At 67.6% G+C, this 15,730-nt stretch carries 17 protein-coding genes and 1 pseudogene; 14 read left to right on the top strand and 4 right to left on the bottom strand.

Going from position 1 to position 15,730, the window contains the following annotated elements; all coding sequences use genetic code 11:
* The first annotated feature begins 68 nt into the window (after positions 1-68).
* The 4 genes from ABB30_RS08125 to ABB30_RS08110 all read left to right on the top strand — a co-directional run bounded on the left by ABB30_RS08125 (position 69) and on the right by ABB30_RS08110 (position 2,894).
* Entirely contained in the window at positions 69-650 is a 582-nt protein-coding gene (locus ABB30_RS08125; protein ID WP_057637807.1) for a nitroreductase family protein, read from the top strand.
* A complete protein-coding gene (locus ABB30_RS08120; protein WP_057637806.1) occupies positions 629-1,552 on the top strand; it encodes a 5'-3' exonuclease in 924 nt (307 codons plus the stop codon). Before ABB30_RS08125 ends, ABB30_RS08120 begins: the two co-directional genes overlap by 22 nt.
* Positions 1,553-1,621: 69 nt before the next feature.
* Positions 1,622-2,119: an NUDIX hydrolase gene (locus ABB30_RS08115; RefSeq protein ID WP_152980643.1), complete on the top strand. Its 498-nt coding sequence runs from the start codon at positions 1,622-1,624 to the stop codon at positions 2,117-2,119.
* Positions 2,112-2,894: an N-formylglutamate amidohydrolase gene (locus ABB30_RS08110; protein ID WP_245626460.1), complete on the top strand. Its 783-nt coding sequence runs from the start codon at positions 2,112-2,114 to the stop codon at positions 2,892-2,894. Before ABB30_RS08115 ends, ABB30_RS08110 begins: the two co-directional genes overlap by 8 nt.
* A 69-nt stretch (positions 2,895-2,963) precedes the next feature.
* Here ABB30_RS08110 and pip read toward each other — a convergent pair whose 3' ends face one another.
* Complete coding sequence (pip, locus tag ABB30_RS08105) at positions 2,964-3,908, bottom strand: prolyl aminopeptidase (protein WP_057637805.1); 945 nt, start codon at positions 3,906-3,908, stop codon at positions 2,964-2,966.
* Between the two features lie 103 nt (positions 3,909-4,011).
* A complete protein-coding gene (prmC, locus tag ABB30_RS08100; protein ID WP_057637804.1) occupies positions 4,012-4,887 on the bottom strand; it encodes a peptide chain release factor N(5)-glutamine methyltransferase in 876 nt (291 codons plus the stop codon).
* A gap of 275 nt (positions 4,888-5,162) precedes the next feature.
* Between prmC and ahpC the strand changes: the two genes are divergently transcribed.
* The 5 genes from ahpC to ABB30_RS08075 all read left to right on the top strand — a co-directional run bounded on the left by ahpC (position 5,163) and on the right by ABB30_RS08075 (position 9,874).
* Positions 5,163-5,729: an alkyl hydroperoxide reductase subunit C gene (ahpC, locus tag ABB30_RS08095; RefSeq protein WP_057637803.1), complete on the top strand. Its 567-nt coding sequence runs from the start codon at positions 5,163-5,165 to the stop codon at positions 5,727-5,729.
* A 234-nt stretch (positions 5,730-5,963) separates the two neighbouring features.
* Positions 5,964-7,532 (top strand): alkyl hydroperoxide reductase subunit F, encoded by a 1,569-nt coding sequence (ahpF, locus tag ABB30_RS08090; protein ID WP_057637802.1) that lies wholly within the window; start codon positions 5,964-5,966, stop codon positions 7,530-7,532.
* Between the two features lie 64 nt (positions 7,533-7,596).
* Positions 7,597-8,541 carry a DNA-binding transcriptional regulator OxyR gene (oxyR, locus tag ABB30_RS08085; protein ID WP_057637801.1) on the top strand — a complete coding sequence of 315 codons (945 nt, stop codon included), beginning with the start codon at positions 7,597-7,599 and terminating at the stop codon, positions 8,539-8,541.
* A gap of 187 nt (positions 8,542-8,728) precedes the next feature.
* Positions 8,729-9,145 carry a nucleoside diphosphate kinase regulator gene (rnk, locus tag ABB30_RS08080; protein ID WP_057637800.1) on the top strand — a complete coding sequence of 139 codons (417 nt, stop codon included), beginning with the start codon at positions 8,729-8,731 and terminating at the stop codon, positions 9,143-9,145.
* Positions 9,146-9,226: 81 nt separating this feature from the next.
* Positions 9,227-9,874: a hypothetical protein gene (locus ABB30_RS08075; RefSeq protein WP_057637799.1), complete on the top strand. Its 648-nt coding sequence runs from the start codon at positions 9,227-9,229 to the stop codon at positions 9,872-9,874.
* A gap of 19 nt (positions 9,875-9,893) precedes the next feature.
* On the opposite strand, the gene ABB30_RS08070 is transcribed toward ABB30_RS08075, so the two are convergent.
* Both ABB30_RS08070 and msrA read right to left on the bottom strand, forming a co-directional pair.
* Positions 9,894-10,409 (bottom strand): flavodoxin family protein, encoded by a 516-nt coding sequence (locus tag ABB30_RS08070; protein WP_057637798.1) that lies wholly within the window; start codon positions 10,407-10,409, stop codon positions 9,894-9,896.
* The gene (gene msrA, locus ABB30_RS08065) at positions 10,402-11,079 is read right to left on the bottom strand and encodes a peptide-methionine (S)-S-oxide reductase MsrA (protein WP_211263472.1); all 678 of its coding nucleotides are present in this window, start codon (positions 11,077-11,079) and stop codon (positions 10,402-10,404) included. Before msrA ends, ABB30_RS08070 begins: the two co-directional genes overlap by 8 nt.
* 150 nt (positions 11,080-11,229) lie before the next feature.
* Here msrA and ABB30_RS08060 point away from each other — a divergent pair, with 150 nt between their 5' ends.
* From ABB30_RS08060 to ABB30_RS08040, 5 genes and pseudogenes are all read left to right on the top strand, one after another.
* Positions 11,230-12,987, top strand: a complete 1,758-nt coding sequence (locus tag ABB30_RS08060) for a glutamine--tRNA ligase/YqeY domain fusion protein (RefSeq protein WP_057637797.1) — start codon at positions 11,230-11,232, stop codon at positions 12,985-12,987.
* A gap of 107 nt (positions 12,988-13,094) precedes the next feature.
* Positions 13,095-13,658 carry a nucleoside deaminase gene (locus ABB30_RS08055; protein WP_057637796.1) on the top strand — a complete coding sequence of 188 codons (564 nt, stop codon included), beginning with the start codon at positions 13,095-13,097 and terminating at the stop codon, positions 13,656-13,658.
* Between the two features lie 74 nt (positions 13,659-13,732).
* Positions 13,733-14,791, top strand: a complete 1,059-nt coding sequence (gene rlmM / locus ABB30_RS08050) for a 23S rRNA (cytidine(2498)-2'-O)-methyltransferase RlmM (protein WP_057637795.1) — start codon at positions 13,733-13,735, stop codon at positions 14,789-14,791.
* A gap of 104 nt (positions 14,792-14,895) precedes the next feature.
* Complete coding sequence (locus tag ABB30_RS08045; RefSeq protein WP_057637794.1) at positions 14,896-15,315, top strand: EF-hand domain-containing protein; 420 nt, start codon at positions 14,896-14,898, stop codon at positions 15,313-15,315.
* A gap of 77 nt (positions 15,316-15,392) precedes the next feature.
* Positions 15,393-15,730: pseudogene (locus tag ABB30_RS08040) on the top strand (hypothetical protein); the annotation flags it as partial.

The raw sequence follows: 15,730 nt of genomic DNA, 5'->3' as shown, positions 1-15,730 counted from the left end.
CTAGCCCCACCGGTAGCACCGCCCACCCCGGCCTATACTGCCCACTCCCCCGCCTGATTCGAGCCCGCATGCGAGCTGATCTGCCGTTGAGCGCCCTGCTCGAGCGTCATTCCACCCCGTCGCGCCAACTCGGCCTGCCCGCTCCGGATGCCGCCAGCCTGCAGGCCTTGCTGGAAGCGGCCATCCGCGTGCCCGACCACGGCAAGCTGGTGCCGTTCCGGCTGCTGCTGATCCAGGACGCCGCGCGTGAGGCCCTGGGCCAGTTCATGGCCGTGCGCAGCGCCCAGCGCAACCCCGCCGCCGAGGCGATGATCGAGAAGGACCGCGTCCGTTTCAGCCATGCGCCGGTGATCATCACCGTGATCGCCCGGCCCCGGCCCAACCCCAAGGTGCCCGAATGGGAGCAGCTGCTCACCGCCGGCTGCGTGTGCATGAACCTGCTCCACGCTGCCCATGCCCTGGGTTTCGGTGCCCAGTGGCTGACCGCCTGGATGGCCGAAGACCGCCCGCTGGCCGAACACCTGGGCCTGGCCGCAGATGAACGCATCGTCGGCTTCATCCATATCGGCACCCCGAAGATGGACGTACCTGACCGCGAACGCCCGGCCCTGGCCAGCCTGCTGACCGAATGGAACCCACCAACCCGATGAAGTCCCCGCTGTACCTGGTAGACGCCAGCATTTATGTATTCCGCGCCTGGCACTCGATGCCGCCGGACATGACCGATGCCCAGGGCTGGCCGGTGCACGCCGTGCACGGCTTTGCCCGTTTCCTGCTCGAGCTGCTCGAGCGCGAGCGCCCGCAGCACATCGCCATTGCCTTTGACGAGGCCCTGGACAGCTGCTTCCGCCACCGTCTGTATCCGGCCTACAAGGCCAACCGCGACCCCGCCCCGGAAGAGCTGCGGCGCCAGTTTGCCCATTGCAAGGCCTTGTGCGCGGCACTGGGCCTGCGGGTGCTGGCCCACCATGATTACGAGGCCGATGACCTTATCGGCAGTGCCCTGCTGCAGGGCCGCCAGGCCGGCCTGCGCGGGCTGATCCTGTCTGCCGACAAGGACCTGTCGCAGCTGCTGGTCGATCAGGACCAGCAATGGGACATGCCGCGCCAGCAGCGCTGGGGAGTGGACGAGGTCAAGGCCCGCTATGGCGTGCATGCCCACCAGATCGCCGATTACCTGGCCCTGTGCGGCGATGCGGTGGACAACATCCCCGGGGTCAGCGGCGTCGGTGCCAAGACCGCGGCGATCCTGCTGGCCCATTTCGGCAGCCTGGACACCCTGCTCGAACGCCTTGACGAGGTCGCCTTCCTGCGCCTGCGTGGTGCGGCGGCAGTGGCCGCCCGCCTGCGCGAACAGCACCAGCAGGCCCTGCTGTTCCGCCAGCTGACCACCGTGGCCTGTGATGCCCCGGTGCCGGCAGCGGCGGACTTGCAACGTGCACCGGCCGATGGCCAGATGCTCGATGGCCTGACCCAGCACCTGCGCATGGGCCCGATGACCCGGCGCCGGCTGTTTGCCGCCGCTGGCCTGGCCCTGCCCGAATCCAACTGACCTTCTGGAGTGTTTGTGAGCACTGATACCTCGGCACCACGTGTGGTTTATGAAGGCAAGTACCAGCGCATGCTGGTGCGCGGCACCTGGGAATATTCCGAACGCACCCATGCCAACGGGCTGGCCGCGATCATCATTGCCGTCACCCCCGAGGACAAGGTGCTGTTCGTGGAGCAGTTCCGTGTCCCGCTGCAGGCCAAGTGCATCGAGATGCCGGCCGGCCTGGTCGGTGACATCGACGCCAGCGAGTCGATCGAGGTCTCGGCCGTACGCGAGCTGGAAGAGGAAACCGGCTGGACTGCCGAGCAGGCCGAGGTGCTGATGATCGGCCCGACCTCGGCCGGGGCCAGCAACGAGAAGATCGCCTTCGTGCGCGCCACCGGCCTGCGCAAGGTCGGCAACGGCGGCGGCGATGACAGCGAGGACATCACCGTGCACGAAGTCCCGCGCGCCCAGGCCGCGGCCTGGCTGGTGGAGAAGATCGCCCAGGGCTACCAGCTCGATGCCAAGCTGTGGGCCGGACTGTGGATGATCGAACATCACCTGGACGGCACCCCGCGTGGCTGACGGCAACCTGCCACTGCGCCTGCTGGGCAGCGATGATGCGGCCGTGTACACGCTGCACCGGCCACACGGGCGCTCGCCCTTCGTGCTGGTGGCCGACCATGCCGGCCAGGCCATTCCGGCCGCGCTGGGCGACCTGGGCCTGCCGGCCGGGGAAATCGACCGCCACATCGGCTGGGACATCGGCATTGCCGGGGTAACCCGGCAGTTGGCCGCAGCCCTGGATGCCTGGGCGATCGAGCAGCACTACTCGCGCCTGGTGATCGACTGCAACCGCCCGTACGCCTCGCCCACCCTGATTCCAGCGGTGAGCGACGGTACGGCCATTGGCGCCAACCAGCATCTGGACGCCCTGCAGCGCCAGGCCCGCATCCAGGCCATCCATGCGCCTTACCACCAATGCATCAGCAGCGAGCTGGACCGCCGCCAGCAGGCCGGCCAGCCCTGCGTACTGGTGTTGCTGCACAGCTTCACCCCGGTGATGGGCGGCCTTGCCCGCCCCTGGCATTGCGGCGTGCTCTACAACCGCGACACCCGCCTGGCCCGGCGCCTGCTCGGCGCACTGCAGGCCGAAGGCGACCTGGTGGTGGGCGACAACCAGCCCTACGCAGTGAGCGATGACAGCGATTACGCGGCCAATGTGCATGCCGAAGCACGCGGCCTGGCCTATGTGGAAATCGAAATCCGTCAGGACCTGATTGCCGATGCCGCCGGCCAGGCGGCCTGGGCCCAGCGCCTGGCCCGGTTGCTGCCACCCCTGCTGCACGGGCTCACCTGAGCCGGCAGGCAACAACGACAAAGGGCGGCCCGTGGGCCGCCCTTTGCGCATCTCCTGATGCTCAGCCGATCAACCGGCGAAGCGGTCGGTGGCCTGGACCAGCGCGTGCACATGCTCGGCCTCGAAAGCCGAATGGCCGCTGCCCGGGTTGATGATCAACTCGGCCTTGGGCCACACCTTGTGCAGGTCCCAGGCATTGGCGATCGGGCAGACCACGTCGTAACGGCCGTGCACGATCACACCCGGGATGTGGGCGATCTTGTGCGCGTCGCGCAGCAGCTGGTCCTCGACCTCGAAGAAGCCACCGTTGACGAAGTAGTGGTTCTCGATGCGGGCGAAGGCCAGGGCGAATTTCGGATCTTCATGGCTGCTGATGAAGTCGCCATCCACATGCAGGTAGCTGGTCGCCCCTTCCCACACGCTCCAGGCCTTGGCCGCGGCCAGACGGGTGGCTTCGTCCTCGCTGGTCAGGCGGCGGTGGAAGGCGGAAATCAGGTCGTGCCGCTCCACCGCCGGAATCGGTGCCAGGTAGTGTTCCCAGGCATCCGGGAACAGGCGGCTGGCGCCCTCCTGGTAGAACCACTCCAGCTCCCAGCGGCGCAGCATGAAGATGCCGCGCAGCACCAGTTCGGTGACTCGCTGCGGGTGGCTCTGGGCATAGGCCAGGGCCAGGGTCGAGCCCCAGCTGCCGCCAAACACCTGCCAGCTGTCCACACCCAGGTGCTCGCGCAGCTTCTCGATGTCGGCCACCAGGTCCCAGGTGGTGTTGTCCACCAGGTCGGCATGCGGGGTGGAACGGCCGGCACCACGCTGGTCGAACAGGATGATGCGGTACTTGGCCGGGTCGTGGAAACGGCGCATCTTCAGGGTGCAGCCGCCGCCCGGGCCACCGTGCAGCATCACCACCGGCTTGCCGGCCGGGTTGCCGCACTGCTCGAAATAAAGGGTATGGCGGTCGTCGACCTTCAGGGTACCGACGTCAAACGGTTCGATCTCGGGATACAGCGTGCGCATGGAACACCTGCGGTTGGGCAAGTGGCCAGTCTAGCGCCGCCGGCCATGATCGGCCCAGCGCCTGCCAGCGATTGACGCGCGGCAAGCAGGCCGCACACAGGGCTCAATCCCAGATCGACTGCCCGGGGCGACGCCCCAGGCTGACCCGGTCACGCCCTTCCAGGTCGACCACGGTTTGAACCGCCTCCAGACCAGCGGCGGCGAGCAGCTCGCGTACCTCCTGGCCCTGGTGCCAGCCGTGCTCGAGCAGCAGCCAGCCACCGGGCACCAGGTGGTCGTTGACGCCGGCGGCGATGAGGCGGATCGCGTCCAGGCCATCCTCACCGGAAGCCAGTGCCGGCGGCGGCTCGAAACGCACATCGCCCTGGCCCAGATGGGCGTCATCGGCCCGGATGTAGGGCGGGTTGGAGACGATCAGATCGAAGCGGTCACGGCCCAGCGCGCGGTACCAGCTGCCACGGCGGAAGGACACATTGGCAATGCCGTTGCGCTGGGCGTTGCCCACCGCCACCGCCAGGGTCGGGCCGAGCAGGTCGGTGGCCAGCACCATCGCCTGAGGTCGCTCGGCGGCCAGGGCCAGGGCGATGGCACCGGTGCCGGTGCCCATGTCGGCAATGCGCAGCGGGCGCCCGTCATCGGGCAGGCGGGCCAGGGCCTGTTCCACCAACAGCTCGGTTTCCGGGCGCGGAATCAGGGTGGCCGGGGTCACCGCCAGGTCCAGGGTCCAAAACCCACGGCTGCCGGTCAGGTAGGCCACCGGTTCGCCGGCCGCACGGCGCACCACCAGCTCGCCGAAACGGCGCGCCGACGCCTCATCCAGTGGGTCACGGTCATGGCTGTACAGCCAGGCCGGCGCCTGCCCGAGCACATGCAGCAGCAACAGCCGCGCCTCGGCCCGGCCTTCGGGCGTGGGCAGATGATGGCCGGCCCAGGCCAGCAGATCGGCGGCGCAGGCGGTGGCGGGGAGTGGCACGGACATGGCAGGACACGGGAGTTTTGAAGGCGCTGCAGCTTAACGCACCGCGCCGGCTGGCCAGCCATCGACACAGGCGGTGCAGACGCACCGGCAGGTGAAAAGGGCCGGTGACTTGAAGTGCTACGACAGCTGCCCCATATCGTCTGCAGTGGCAACACCGGAATGTCGATAGACAAAATCTATCAAATTGATCTATCAAATTCATTTGATGCATTAGACACAGCCTATTAATCTTCCCCCATCGCTTCACCCCTCCCTGCAACTGATAAGGAACTTTCATGTCCTCGCTGATCAATACCCAGGTCGCCCCGTTCAAGACCAACGCCTTCCACAACGGCCAGTTCATCGAAGTCTCCGACGAGACCATGAAGGGCAAGTGGTCGGTCGTGATCTTCATGCCGGCTGCCTTCACCTTCAACTGCCCGACCGAAATCGAAGACGCGGCTGACAACTATGCCGAGTTCCAGAAGGCCGGCGCCGAGGTGTACATCGTCACCACCGACACCCACTTCTCGCACAAGGTGTGGCACGAAACCTCGCCGGCCGTCGGCAAGGCCAAGTTCCCGCTGGTCGGCGACCCGACCCACCAGATGACCAACGCCTTCAACGTGCACATCGCTGAAGAAGGCCTGGCCCTGCGCGGCACCTTCGTGATCAACCCGGAAGGCGTGATCAAGACCATGGAAGTGCACTCCAACGAGATCGCCCGTGACGTCTCCGAAACCCTGCGCAAGCTGAAGGCTGCCCAGTTCACCGCCGCCAACCCGAACCAGGTGTGCCCGGCCAAGTGGAAGGAAGGCGCCCAGACCCTGACCCCGTCGCTGGACCTGGTCGGCAAGATCTAATTGCCAAAACCAGTGGAGGGCAACGCGGAACGGTCAACCGCCCACGTTGCTGCCACTGCACTCCCCCCCCGCCGTCCGCGGCGGGTGTGGGGGTGAACCACAGCCGGTTTGCGCCAGCAAGCCCGCGCCAGCCAGCCTCTCCAAGCCCGCTGTGGTTCCCCCCTACTTTTTCTGGCGCTTGCCTGCGGCAACCGCGCCCTCCCCCCGTTTTGCCTTGATCCAAGGAAGCTCCCCATGCTCGACGAAACCCTCAAGTCCCAGCTCCAGCAATACATGGGCCTGCTGCGCCAGCCGATCCGCCTGATCGCCAGCCTCGATGACAGTGCCACTGCGCAGGAAATGCGCGGCCTGCTGGCCGACATCGTGGAAGCCGGCGCCGGCAAGATCAGCCTGGACACCGATGGCAGCAACGAGCGTCGTCCGTCGTTTGTGGTCGCCCGTGAAGGCCAGAGCAGCGGCGTGCGTTTTGCCGGCCTGCCGCTGGGTCATGAGTTCACCTCGCTGGTGCTGGCCCTGCTGTGGACCGGCGGCCACCCGCCGAAGGTCGAGCAGTCGGTTATCGATGCGATCAAGGCCATCGAAGGCGAGTTCGATTTTGACGTCTACATGTCCCTGACCTGCCACAACTGCCCGGACGTGGTCCAGGCACTGTCGCTGATGGCCATCGTCAACCCGAACATCCGCACCACCGTGATCGAAGGCGGCGCTTTCCAGGCCGAAGTCGAGCAGCGTCAGGTGATGGCGGTGCCGATGGTGTTCCAGGGCGGGGTGATGTTTGATTCGGGCCGCATGAGCATCGAGCAGATCGTGGCCAAGCTGGACACCGGCGCAGCCAAGCGCGAAGCAGCCAAGATCAACGACAAGTCGGCCTTTGACGTGCTGGTGGTGGGCGGTGGCCCGGCTGGCGCGGCGGCAGCCATCTATGCTGCCCGCAAGGGCATCCGCACCGGCGTTGCCGCCGAGCGCTTCGGTGGCCAGGTGCTGGACACCATGGCCATCGAGAACTTCATCTCGGTGCAGGAAACCGAAGGCCCGAAGCTGGCCATGGCCCTGGAGGCGCACGTCAAGCAGTACGAGGTGGACGTGATGAACCTGCAGAAGGCCACTGCCCTGATCCCGGCCGGCGATGACGGCCTGGTCGAAGTGCAGCTGGAAAACGGCGCTTCGCTCAAGTCCAAGACGGTGATCCTGTCCACCGGCGCCCGCTGGCGCAAGATGGAGGTGCCCGGTGAAGAGGAGTACCGCAACAAGGGTGTGGCCTACTGCCCGCACTGCGACGGCCCGCTGTTCAAGGGCAAGCGCGTGGCGGTGATCGGCGGCGGCAACTCCGGCGTGGAAGCTGCCATCGACCTGGCCGGCATCGTCAGCCATGTCACCCTGATCGAGTTCGGCTCGGCCCTGCGCGCTGACCAGGTGCTGCAGAACAAGCTGCACAGCCTGGCCAATGTCAACGTGATCATGAATGCCCAGACCACCGAAGTGCGTGGCGACGGCAACAAGGTCACCGGCCTGGTCTACACCGACCGCACCAACGGCGCCTCCAACACCGTCGACCTGGAAGGCATCTTTGTGCAGATCGGCCTGCTGCCCAACACCGAGTTCCTCAAGGGCACGGTGGAGCTGAGCAACCGCGGCGAGATCGTCATCGACGAGCGCGGCCAGACCAATGTCCCGGGCGTATTTGCCGCCGGTGACTGCACCACCGTACCGTACAAGCAGATTGTGATTGCCGTGGGTGCCGGTGCGACCGCCTCGCTGGCCGCCTTTGACCACCTGATCCGCAGTTCGGCCCCGGCCAAGTAAGTTTGCGACCGTCCAGCCAACCGGAGGGCTTTGCCCTCCGGCCAGCCCACAAGAGACCTTCACAATGAACCTGCGCGACCTCAAATACCTGGTGGCCCTGGCTGACCACAAGCACTTCGGCCGTGCTGCCGCTGCCTGTTATGTCAGCCAGCCCACGCTGTCCACCCAGATCCGCAAGCTGGAGGACGAGCTGGGTGTTTCATTGGTCGAGCGCGCCCCGCGCAAGGTGATGCTGACCCCGGCCGGACGCGAAGCCGCCGACCGCGCCCGCGCCATCGTGGCCGAGGTGGACCAGATGAAGGAAGCGGCCCGCCGCTCGCGCGACCCGGAAGCGGGCACCGTGCGTCTGGGCATCTTCCCCACCCTGGGCCCGTACCTGCTGCCGCATGTGGTGCCGCTGGTACGCCAGCGTTTCCCCAAGCTGGAACTGCTGCTGGTGGAGGAAAAGAGCGACGTGCTGCTGGCCCGCCTGCGTGATGGCAAGCTCGATGCCGTGGTGCTGGCCCTGCCGCTGGCCGACGAACAACTGCAGGCCGAGTTCCTGTTCGAGGAACCCTTCGTGCTGGCCGTACCCGAAGAACACGAACTGGCCGGCCGCCCGCAGCTGCACATGGACGACCTGACCAACCACCGCCTGCTGCTGCTGGAAGACGGCCACTGCCTGCGCGACCAGGCCCTGAATGTGTGCCAGCTGGCCGGCGCCAGCGAGAAGAGCGGCTTCCAGGCCACCAGCCTGGAAACCCTGCGCCAGATGGTGGCCGCCAATGTCGGCATCACCCTGCTGCCGATGCTGGCGGTACAGCCGCCGGTGGCCCTGCCGGGCAATGTGCAGTTGCGCGGCTTCCAGGGCCCGGGCGCACCGAGCCGGCGCATCGGCCTGGTCTGGCGCCGCTCCTCGGCCATGACCGGTTTTCTGGAGCAACTGGCCGAGCTGTTCCGCGCCGTGCCGCCGGAACTGTTCCAGCTGCGCAGCGACAGCGCCCCGGCCCTGCCCCAGCAGCCGGGCTGAAGTTCCGGCCCGGGCTGTGCGGGCAGCGCTTGCCCGGCCGCCCCATTGCACCGGCTTCACACAGCGGCGATGATCAGCACATGCCGGCCCGACAGGCCGGCGACCGACAATCCAGACAGGCGGCGCTGCCAAGGTGCCGCCTGTTCTGCATTTTTCGTTTGCGCCGTTCATCCGAGGAACACACACCATGCCGACCAACAGTGGCCTGCCGCCGTCGATCATCGTTTCCAGCCACGACCTGGCCCGTCTGGATGCCATGCTCGAGTCTCCCACCCATGCCCGCAACCCGGCCGCCGCGACCCTGGCCGATGAGTTGAACCGGGCCCAGATCGTCGCCCCGGACCAGGTTCCCGCCGGCACCGTCAGCATGCACACCACCGTGCAGTGCGAGGACGAGCTGACCGGTGATGTGCACACCCTGACCCTGGTTTACCCGCACGAGGCCAATGTGGACCTTGGCCGGGTCTCCATCCTGGCACCGGTAGGCACCGCCCTGCTTGGCCTGACCGTGGGCCAGAGCATCGACTGGAACGCCCCCGGCGGGCGCAAGCTGCGCCTGCGCGTCAGCCAGGTCAGCCCCGCCGAAGCCCTGGTCAGCCCGTAAGCCATGACCAGCCGCCATTGCCGCTGCCTGTGTGCCTGCGGCAATGGCTGATCCCCTTCCAACCCTGCGGCGGACCTGCCCATGCGCCTGAAAGCCAGCCATGTGTTGCTATTGATGGCCGGCGTGCTCGGCCTCAGCGCCTGGTGGACCCTGCGCCCCGCGCCTGCCGACCACCGCCCCGGCAACACCCGCGCCCCGGGCTGCCCGCTGCCTCCGGCCACAACGCGCAGCCTGGCCCAGGCACCACTGCAGACCGACGCGCCGGGTGGCCTGGTCCTGCCGCATGCCGATGGCCGCATCACCGCCCTGGCCGGCTTCAGCCTGCAGGCCCGGGTACTGGGCAGCAAGGCCTACCGGCACGGCGCCGAAGCACGCTTTTCGCCACTGGACCTGGCCCTGGGCTGGGGGCCGATGAGCCACGATGACGTGCTCGCCCAGCTGACCATCTCCCAGTCCGGGCGCTGGTACCACTACCGCTGGCAGGGTGCCCCACCGCTGGCGCCAACGCAGATCCGCGACCACAGCGCCAACATGCACATGATCCCGGGCAATGCGGACATCGCCGCCGCACTGGCACGGATCAAGACCGACCAGACCATCCGCCTGCACGGCTGGCTGGTCAACGTGGAAACCGACGACCACTGGCGCTGGCGCAGCTCGCTGAGCCGCAGCGACAGCGGCGCCGGGGCCTGCGAGGTGGTCTATGTGTGCGGGCTGGAAGTGCTGTGAGCCTTGCCCGGCGCCGCACTCAGAACACGCCCAGCACCAGGCCGGCAGCCAGGGTGGCGCCGAATTCGGCCGCCGCCGCACGCTGATCGGCGCTGAGCTGCTTGGCCGCGGCAATCGCCGCCGCGCTCTGCGCCTGGGTGCACAGGCGCAAGGGTTCGCACACCTCGCGCATGCCCCAGCCGGCCAGCACCCGCCGCAGCTGCAACAGGGTCGGCGCGCCATCGGAACCAGCCACCACCACCAGCCCTGCCGGCAGCCCGGGACGCTGGCCCAGCACCGGGTAATAACTGCGGTCCAGGAAATCCTTCATCAGCCCGCTGATCGAGCCCAGGGTTTCCGGCGTGGCCAGCACCAGGGCATCGCAGGCCAGCACGTCGGTGGCACCGGCGGCGCTGGCATGCAGCATGCGCACCTGCAGCTGATCCTCGCCTTGGGCGCGGGCAGCCTCGCACAGGGCCTGCACCGCCGCCGCGGTGGCCCCGCTCAGGCTGTGCCAGACCACCAGCAGGGTCGGCCCTGACGCGGCCTCAGTCATCCAGACCCAGGCCGATCGGGCAGCCCACCCCGGTACCGCCCAGGCCGCAATAGCCACCCGGATTCTTGGCCAGGTACTGCTGGTGGTAATCCTCGGCGTAATAGAACGGCGGTGCCGGGAAGGCGATTTCGGTGGTGATCGGCCCGTAACCGGCGGCCTCCAGCTGCTGCTGGTACACCGCCGCACTGGCCTGCGCGGCCGCGTATTGCGCGGCGCTGTGGCAGTAGACCGCCGAGCGGTAGCAAGTGCCCACATCATTGCCCTGACGCATGCCCTGGGTCGGGTCGTGGCTCTCCCAGAAGGTGCGCAGCACGCTGTCCAGGCTGACCTGGGCCGGGTCGAACACCACCCGCACCACCTCGGTGTGGCCGGTCAGGCCGGTGCAGCTTTCCTCGTAGGTCGGGTTGGGGGTGAAACCGCCCTGGTAACCCACCGCGGTGGTGACCACCCCCGGCAGCTGCCAGAAGCGGCGTTCGGCGCCCCAGAAGCAGCCCAGGCCCAGGTCGATGGTCGCCATGCCCGGGAACTCCCCGCGCAGCGGCTGGCCGTTGACGAAGTGCTGGTTGTGCAGGGGCAACGGCTCGGCCCGCCCAGGCAGGGCGTCCTCGGCTTGGGGCAGGCGCTGCTTGAACGCGCCGATTCCACGGATCAGTGATGCCAACGGCAACATGGGCAACCTCGTCTGGAGCTGGGGGCTGCCCAGTCTAGCGCCCGGCCCGGCCCGGCTTGAACGCGAACCTGCCCGGCCTGCACGCCGCCCGGGCCCAGCGGCCGCCTTCGCGCTAGACTAGACGGTCAGATTTCAAGCCCTGCAGCGATCATGTCCGAGAACACCGCCCCCAATGCCGGCAACGCGCCGGAAGCCGCCCCGGCCGAAAAGCGTGACTTCATCCGCCAGATCGTCCGCGAGGACCTGGCCAGCGGCAAGCACACCGCGATCAAGACCCGCTTCCCGCCCGAGCCCAACGGCTACCTGCACATCGGCCATGCCAAGTCGATCTGCCTGAACTTCGGCATTGCCGGCGAGTTCGCCGGCGTGTGCAACCTGCGCTTTGACGACACCAACCCGGCCAAGGAAGACCCGGAATACGTGGCCGCCATCCAGGACGACGTGCGCTGGCTGGGCTTTGCCTGGAACGAGCTGCGCCACGCCTCGGACTACTTCGACGCCTACTACCTGGCCGCCCGGAAGCTGATCACCGACGGCAAGGCCTTTGTCTGCGACCTGTCGGCCGAAGAAGTGCGCGCCTACCGTGGCTCGCTGACCGAGCCGGGCCGCGAATCGCCGTACCGCAACCGCAGTGTCGAGGAGAACCTGGACCTGTTCGCACGCATGCGCGCCGGCGAGTTCGCCGACGGTGCGCGCACCCTGCGCGCCAAGATCGACATGGCCAGCGGCAACATCAACCTGCGTGACCCGGCGATCTACCGGATCAAGCACGTCGAGCACCAGAACACCGGCAACAAGTGGCCGATCTACCCGATGTACGACTTCGCCCACGCCCTGGGCGATGCGCTGGAAGGCATCACCCACTCGCTGTGCACGCTGGAATTCGAAGACCACCGCCCGCTCTACGACTGGTGCGTGGACAACGTCAACTTCGCCGCTGACGACGCCCTGACCCAGCCGCTGGTCGATGCCGGTTTCCCGCGTGAAGCGGCCAAGCCGCGCCAGATCGAGTTCTCGCGCCTGAACATCAACTACACGGTGATGAGCAAGCGCAAGCTGATGGCCCTGGTCACCGAGAACCTGGTGGATGGCTGGGACGACCCGCGCATGCCGACCCTGCAGGGCCTGCGCCGCCGTGGCTACAGCCCGGCCGCGATGCGCCTGTTTGCCGAGCGCGTGGGCATCTCCAAGCAGAATTCGCTGATCGACTTCTCCATCCTGGAAGGCGCCCTGCGCGAGGACCTGGACAGCGCCGCGGCCCGCCGCATGGCCGTGGTCGAGCCGCTGAAGTTGGTGCTGACCAACCTGGCCGATGGCCATGAAGAATCGCTGACCTTCTCCAACCATCCGAAGGACGAGAGCTTCGGCAGCCGCCAGGTGCCGTTCTCGCGCGAGCTGTGGATCGAGCGCGAGGACTTTGCCGAAGTCCCGCCCAAGGGCTGGAAGCGCCTGGTGCCGGGCGGCGAGATCCGCCTGCGCGGCGCCGGCATTGCCCGCGTGGATGAAGTGATCAAGGACGACGCCGGCAACGTGGTCGAGCTGCGTGGCTGGCTGGACCCGGAATCGCGCCCGGGCATGGAAGGTGCCAACCGCAAGGTCAAGGGCACCATCCACTGGGTCAGCGCAGCACATGCGGTGGAAGCGGAAATCCGCCTGTATGACCGCCTGTTCTCGGTGGAGAACCCGGACGATGAATCCGAAGGCAAGACCTACCGCGATTATCTCAACCCGGAATCGCGCAAGGTCGTCAGCGGCTATGTCGAGCCGGCCGCCGCGATTGCCGCGCCGGAAACCGCCTTCCAGTTCGAGCGCACCGGCTACTTCGTGGCCGACCGCCGCGACCACAGCGCCGACAAGCCGGTGTTCAACCGCGCGGTGACCCTGCGCGACACCTGGGCCAGCAAGTAAGCTGGCCTGCCAACCGGCTTGCGGGCCGGGTAGGCACCTGCCAAACGGACCGGCCCGCCGGTCCGTTTGCGCGTCCGCCCGGTCCGGGTCATTGCCAAGGAGTTGCCATGCTGCAAGCGCAAGTTCATCTCACCCTGCCGGTCTGGGTGCACGAGGCCGTTGATCTGGGCGCCAGCTACCCGGGCGATGCGGCCAAGGTGGCCCTGGCCATCGAGCTGTCACGCCTGAACGTGGAATACGCCAGCGGCGGCCCCTTCGGTGCGGTGTTGTTTGACGCCGATGACCGGGTGATCAGCGCCGGCGTCAACCGCGTGGTGCCGCATGCCACCTCGCTGGCGCATGCCGAAAACATGGCCTACATGCTGGCCCAGCAGAAACTGCAGAGCCCGCGCATCAATGCCGTACTGCCCGGCCCAATCACCCTGGCCACCTCCTCCCAGCCCTGTTGCCAGTGCTTTGGTGCCACCGTCTGGGCCGGCATCGACCGCCTGCTGATCGGCGCCCGCGCCAGCGATGTCGAAGCCCTGACCACCTTTGACGAAGGCCCGCTGCCGGCCGACTGGGTCGGCTGCCTGGGCCAGCGCGGCATCACCGTGACCACCGACATCTGCCGCGATGATGCCTGTGCGGTGCTGCGCCAGTACGGCCAGCAAAACGGCGCCCATTACTGACCTGCGCAGGTGCGCGCATCGCGCCCCTGCCCACCGCCCCACTGCGGGGCGATGCAACTTCCAAGGAATTCTCCATGTCCGGCCTGCTGTGTTACTGCCGTCAGGGTTTTGAACCCGAACTAGCTGCCGAACTGACCGAACGTGCCGGCCAGGCCGGCATTGCCGGCTATGCCCGCACCCGTCGCAACGATGGTTATGTGCTCTACGCCTGCGAGCCTGACCAAGTCGATACGCTGAGCGAGCTGCTGCCCTGGCGCGGCCTGATCTTCGCCCGGCAGAAACTGCGCGTGCTGGCCGAGCTGCCGCAGCTGGATCCGGCCGACCGCATCACCCCGATCATCGCCGCCCTGCAGGGCCAGGCCCGCTTCGGCGACCTGTGGGTCGAGCACCCCGATTCGGATGAGGGCAAGCCGCTGGCCGGCCTGGCCCGCAGCTTCGGCAATGCGCTGCGCCCGGCCCTGCGCAAGGCCGGCCTGCTCACCGACAAGCCCAACGCCAAGTTGCCGCGCCTGCACATCACCTTCGTCGATGGCACCCATGCCTTTGTCAGTGTGGCCGATACCCGCGATGCCGCGCCGTGGCTGTTGGGCATCCCGCGCCTGAAGCTGCTGCCCGACGCGCCCTCGCGCTCGGCCCTGAAGCTGGAAGAGGCCCTGATGACCCTGCTCGATCCGGACGAGCGCGAGCGCCTGGTCAAGGCCGGGATGAAGGCCGCCGATCTGGGCGCTGCACCGGGCGGCTGGACCTGGGTGCTGACCCGTGAACACATCAAGGTGGCCAGCATCGACAACGGCCCGCTGCGCCAGCACGTACTGGACACCGGTCTGGTCGACCACCTGCGTGCCGACGGCTTCCACTGGCAGCCGGAACAGCCGCTGGACTGGATGGTCTGCGACATGGTCGAACAGCCGCGCAAGGTGGCCGAACGCATGGCCACCTGGCTGCGCGAGGGCTGGTGCAAGCACGCCATCTTCAACCTCAAGCTGCCGATGAAAAAGCGCTGGGACGAAACCGCCCTGTGCCTGGAGCTGTTTGCCCAGCAGGCCGGCAAGCCCCTGCTGATCCGGGCCAAGCAGCTCTACCACGACCGCGAAGAGATCACCGTTTTCGTCACCCCGCTCAGCCGCCGCTGAAGCCTGGGCAAGGCCCCGCCACACCGGGGTCTGCCTGCCCGGGATTCCACCCATTCAGCCTGCCTGCGGCAGTCTGTGCTCCATCCCCGTTCAAGGAGCCTGCCATGCGTGGCCTGCCGCTGATCTTCCCCCCCTTGCTGGCCCTGCTGCCCGCCCTGGCGCTGGCCCAGGCCGTGCCGGCAACCCGGCCCGCGGCGGCCACCCCGGCCCAGACCCAGGCCATGCCGGAACTGCCGGTGGGCATCCGCACCCAGGCCCTGGCCGCCGGCGAACAGACCGGCCGGGTGGATATCGCCGTGGCCGAGGGCGACACCCCGGTCAGCGTGCGCTCGGTGCAGGCCCACAGCGTGGACGGCCGCGCCTACCGCCTGGCCTTTGCCGCACTGGACAGCAATGGCGATGGCTTCATCGACCGCGACGAGGCCGCCGCACATCCGGCGCTGCATGACGAGTTCAAGGCACTGGATGTCCAACGCCGCGGCAAGCTGGACCGGGCCGATCTGGCCGGCTGGCTGATCGACTGAAAAGCCGGCTCGCCGGTGGTCACAGAACACCGGCGTCGTGCTGGACAGCCTCACCACAGCTGGGCTGCAATGGGGCCATGAACCTGTCACGACAGTTCCCCCTGATCTGTTGCCTGCTGCTGGCCGCCTGCCAGCAGCCACCGGCGCGTAAGCCGGCAAGCGCCGCGCCGCCGGGGACGGCCATCCAGCAGCTGGGGCCATACCGCTTTGCCATCCCTGTGGATTATTTCCATAACCAGCATGGCCCATCACCCGACGCGGTGGGCTCGCTGGTGATGCTGCTGCCCGAGCTGGGCCCTCGCCCTCCCAATGCCCTGCATCGCCCTTCCTATTCGCCGTACATGAAAGTCCAGTACAGCTTCTATTACGTGGACAAGGTGCCGATTGATGCGGTACTGGAACGCGCCACCAGCCG

This window comes from Stenotrophomonas ginsengisoli, from assembly GCF_001431485.1.
Lineage (GTDB): Bacteria > Pseudomonadota > Gammaproteobacteria > Xanthomonadales > Xanthomonadaceae > Stenotrophomonas > Stenotrophomonas ginsengisoli.
The sequence above is the reverse complement of the archived record's forward strand: the minus strand, read 5'-3'. Positions and strand labels throughout refer to the sequence as shown.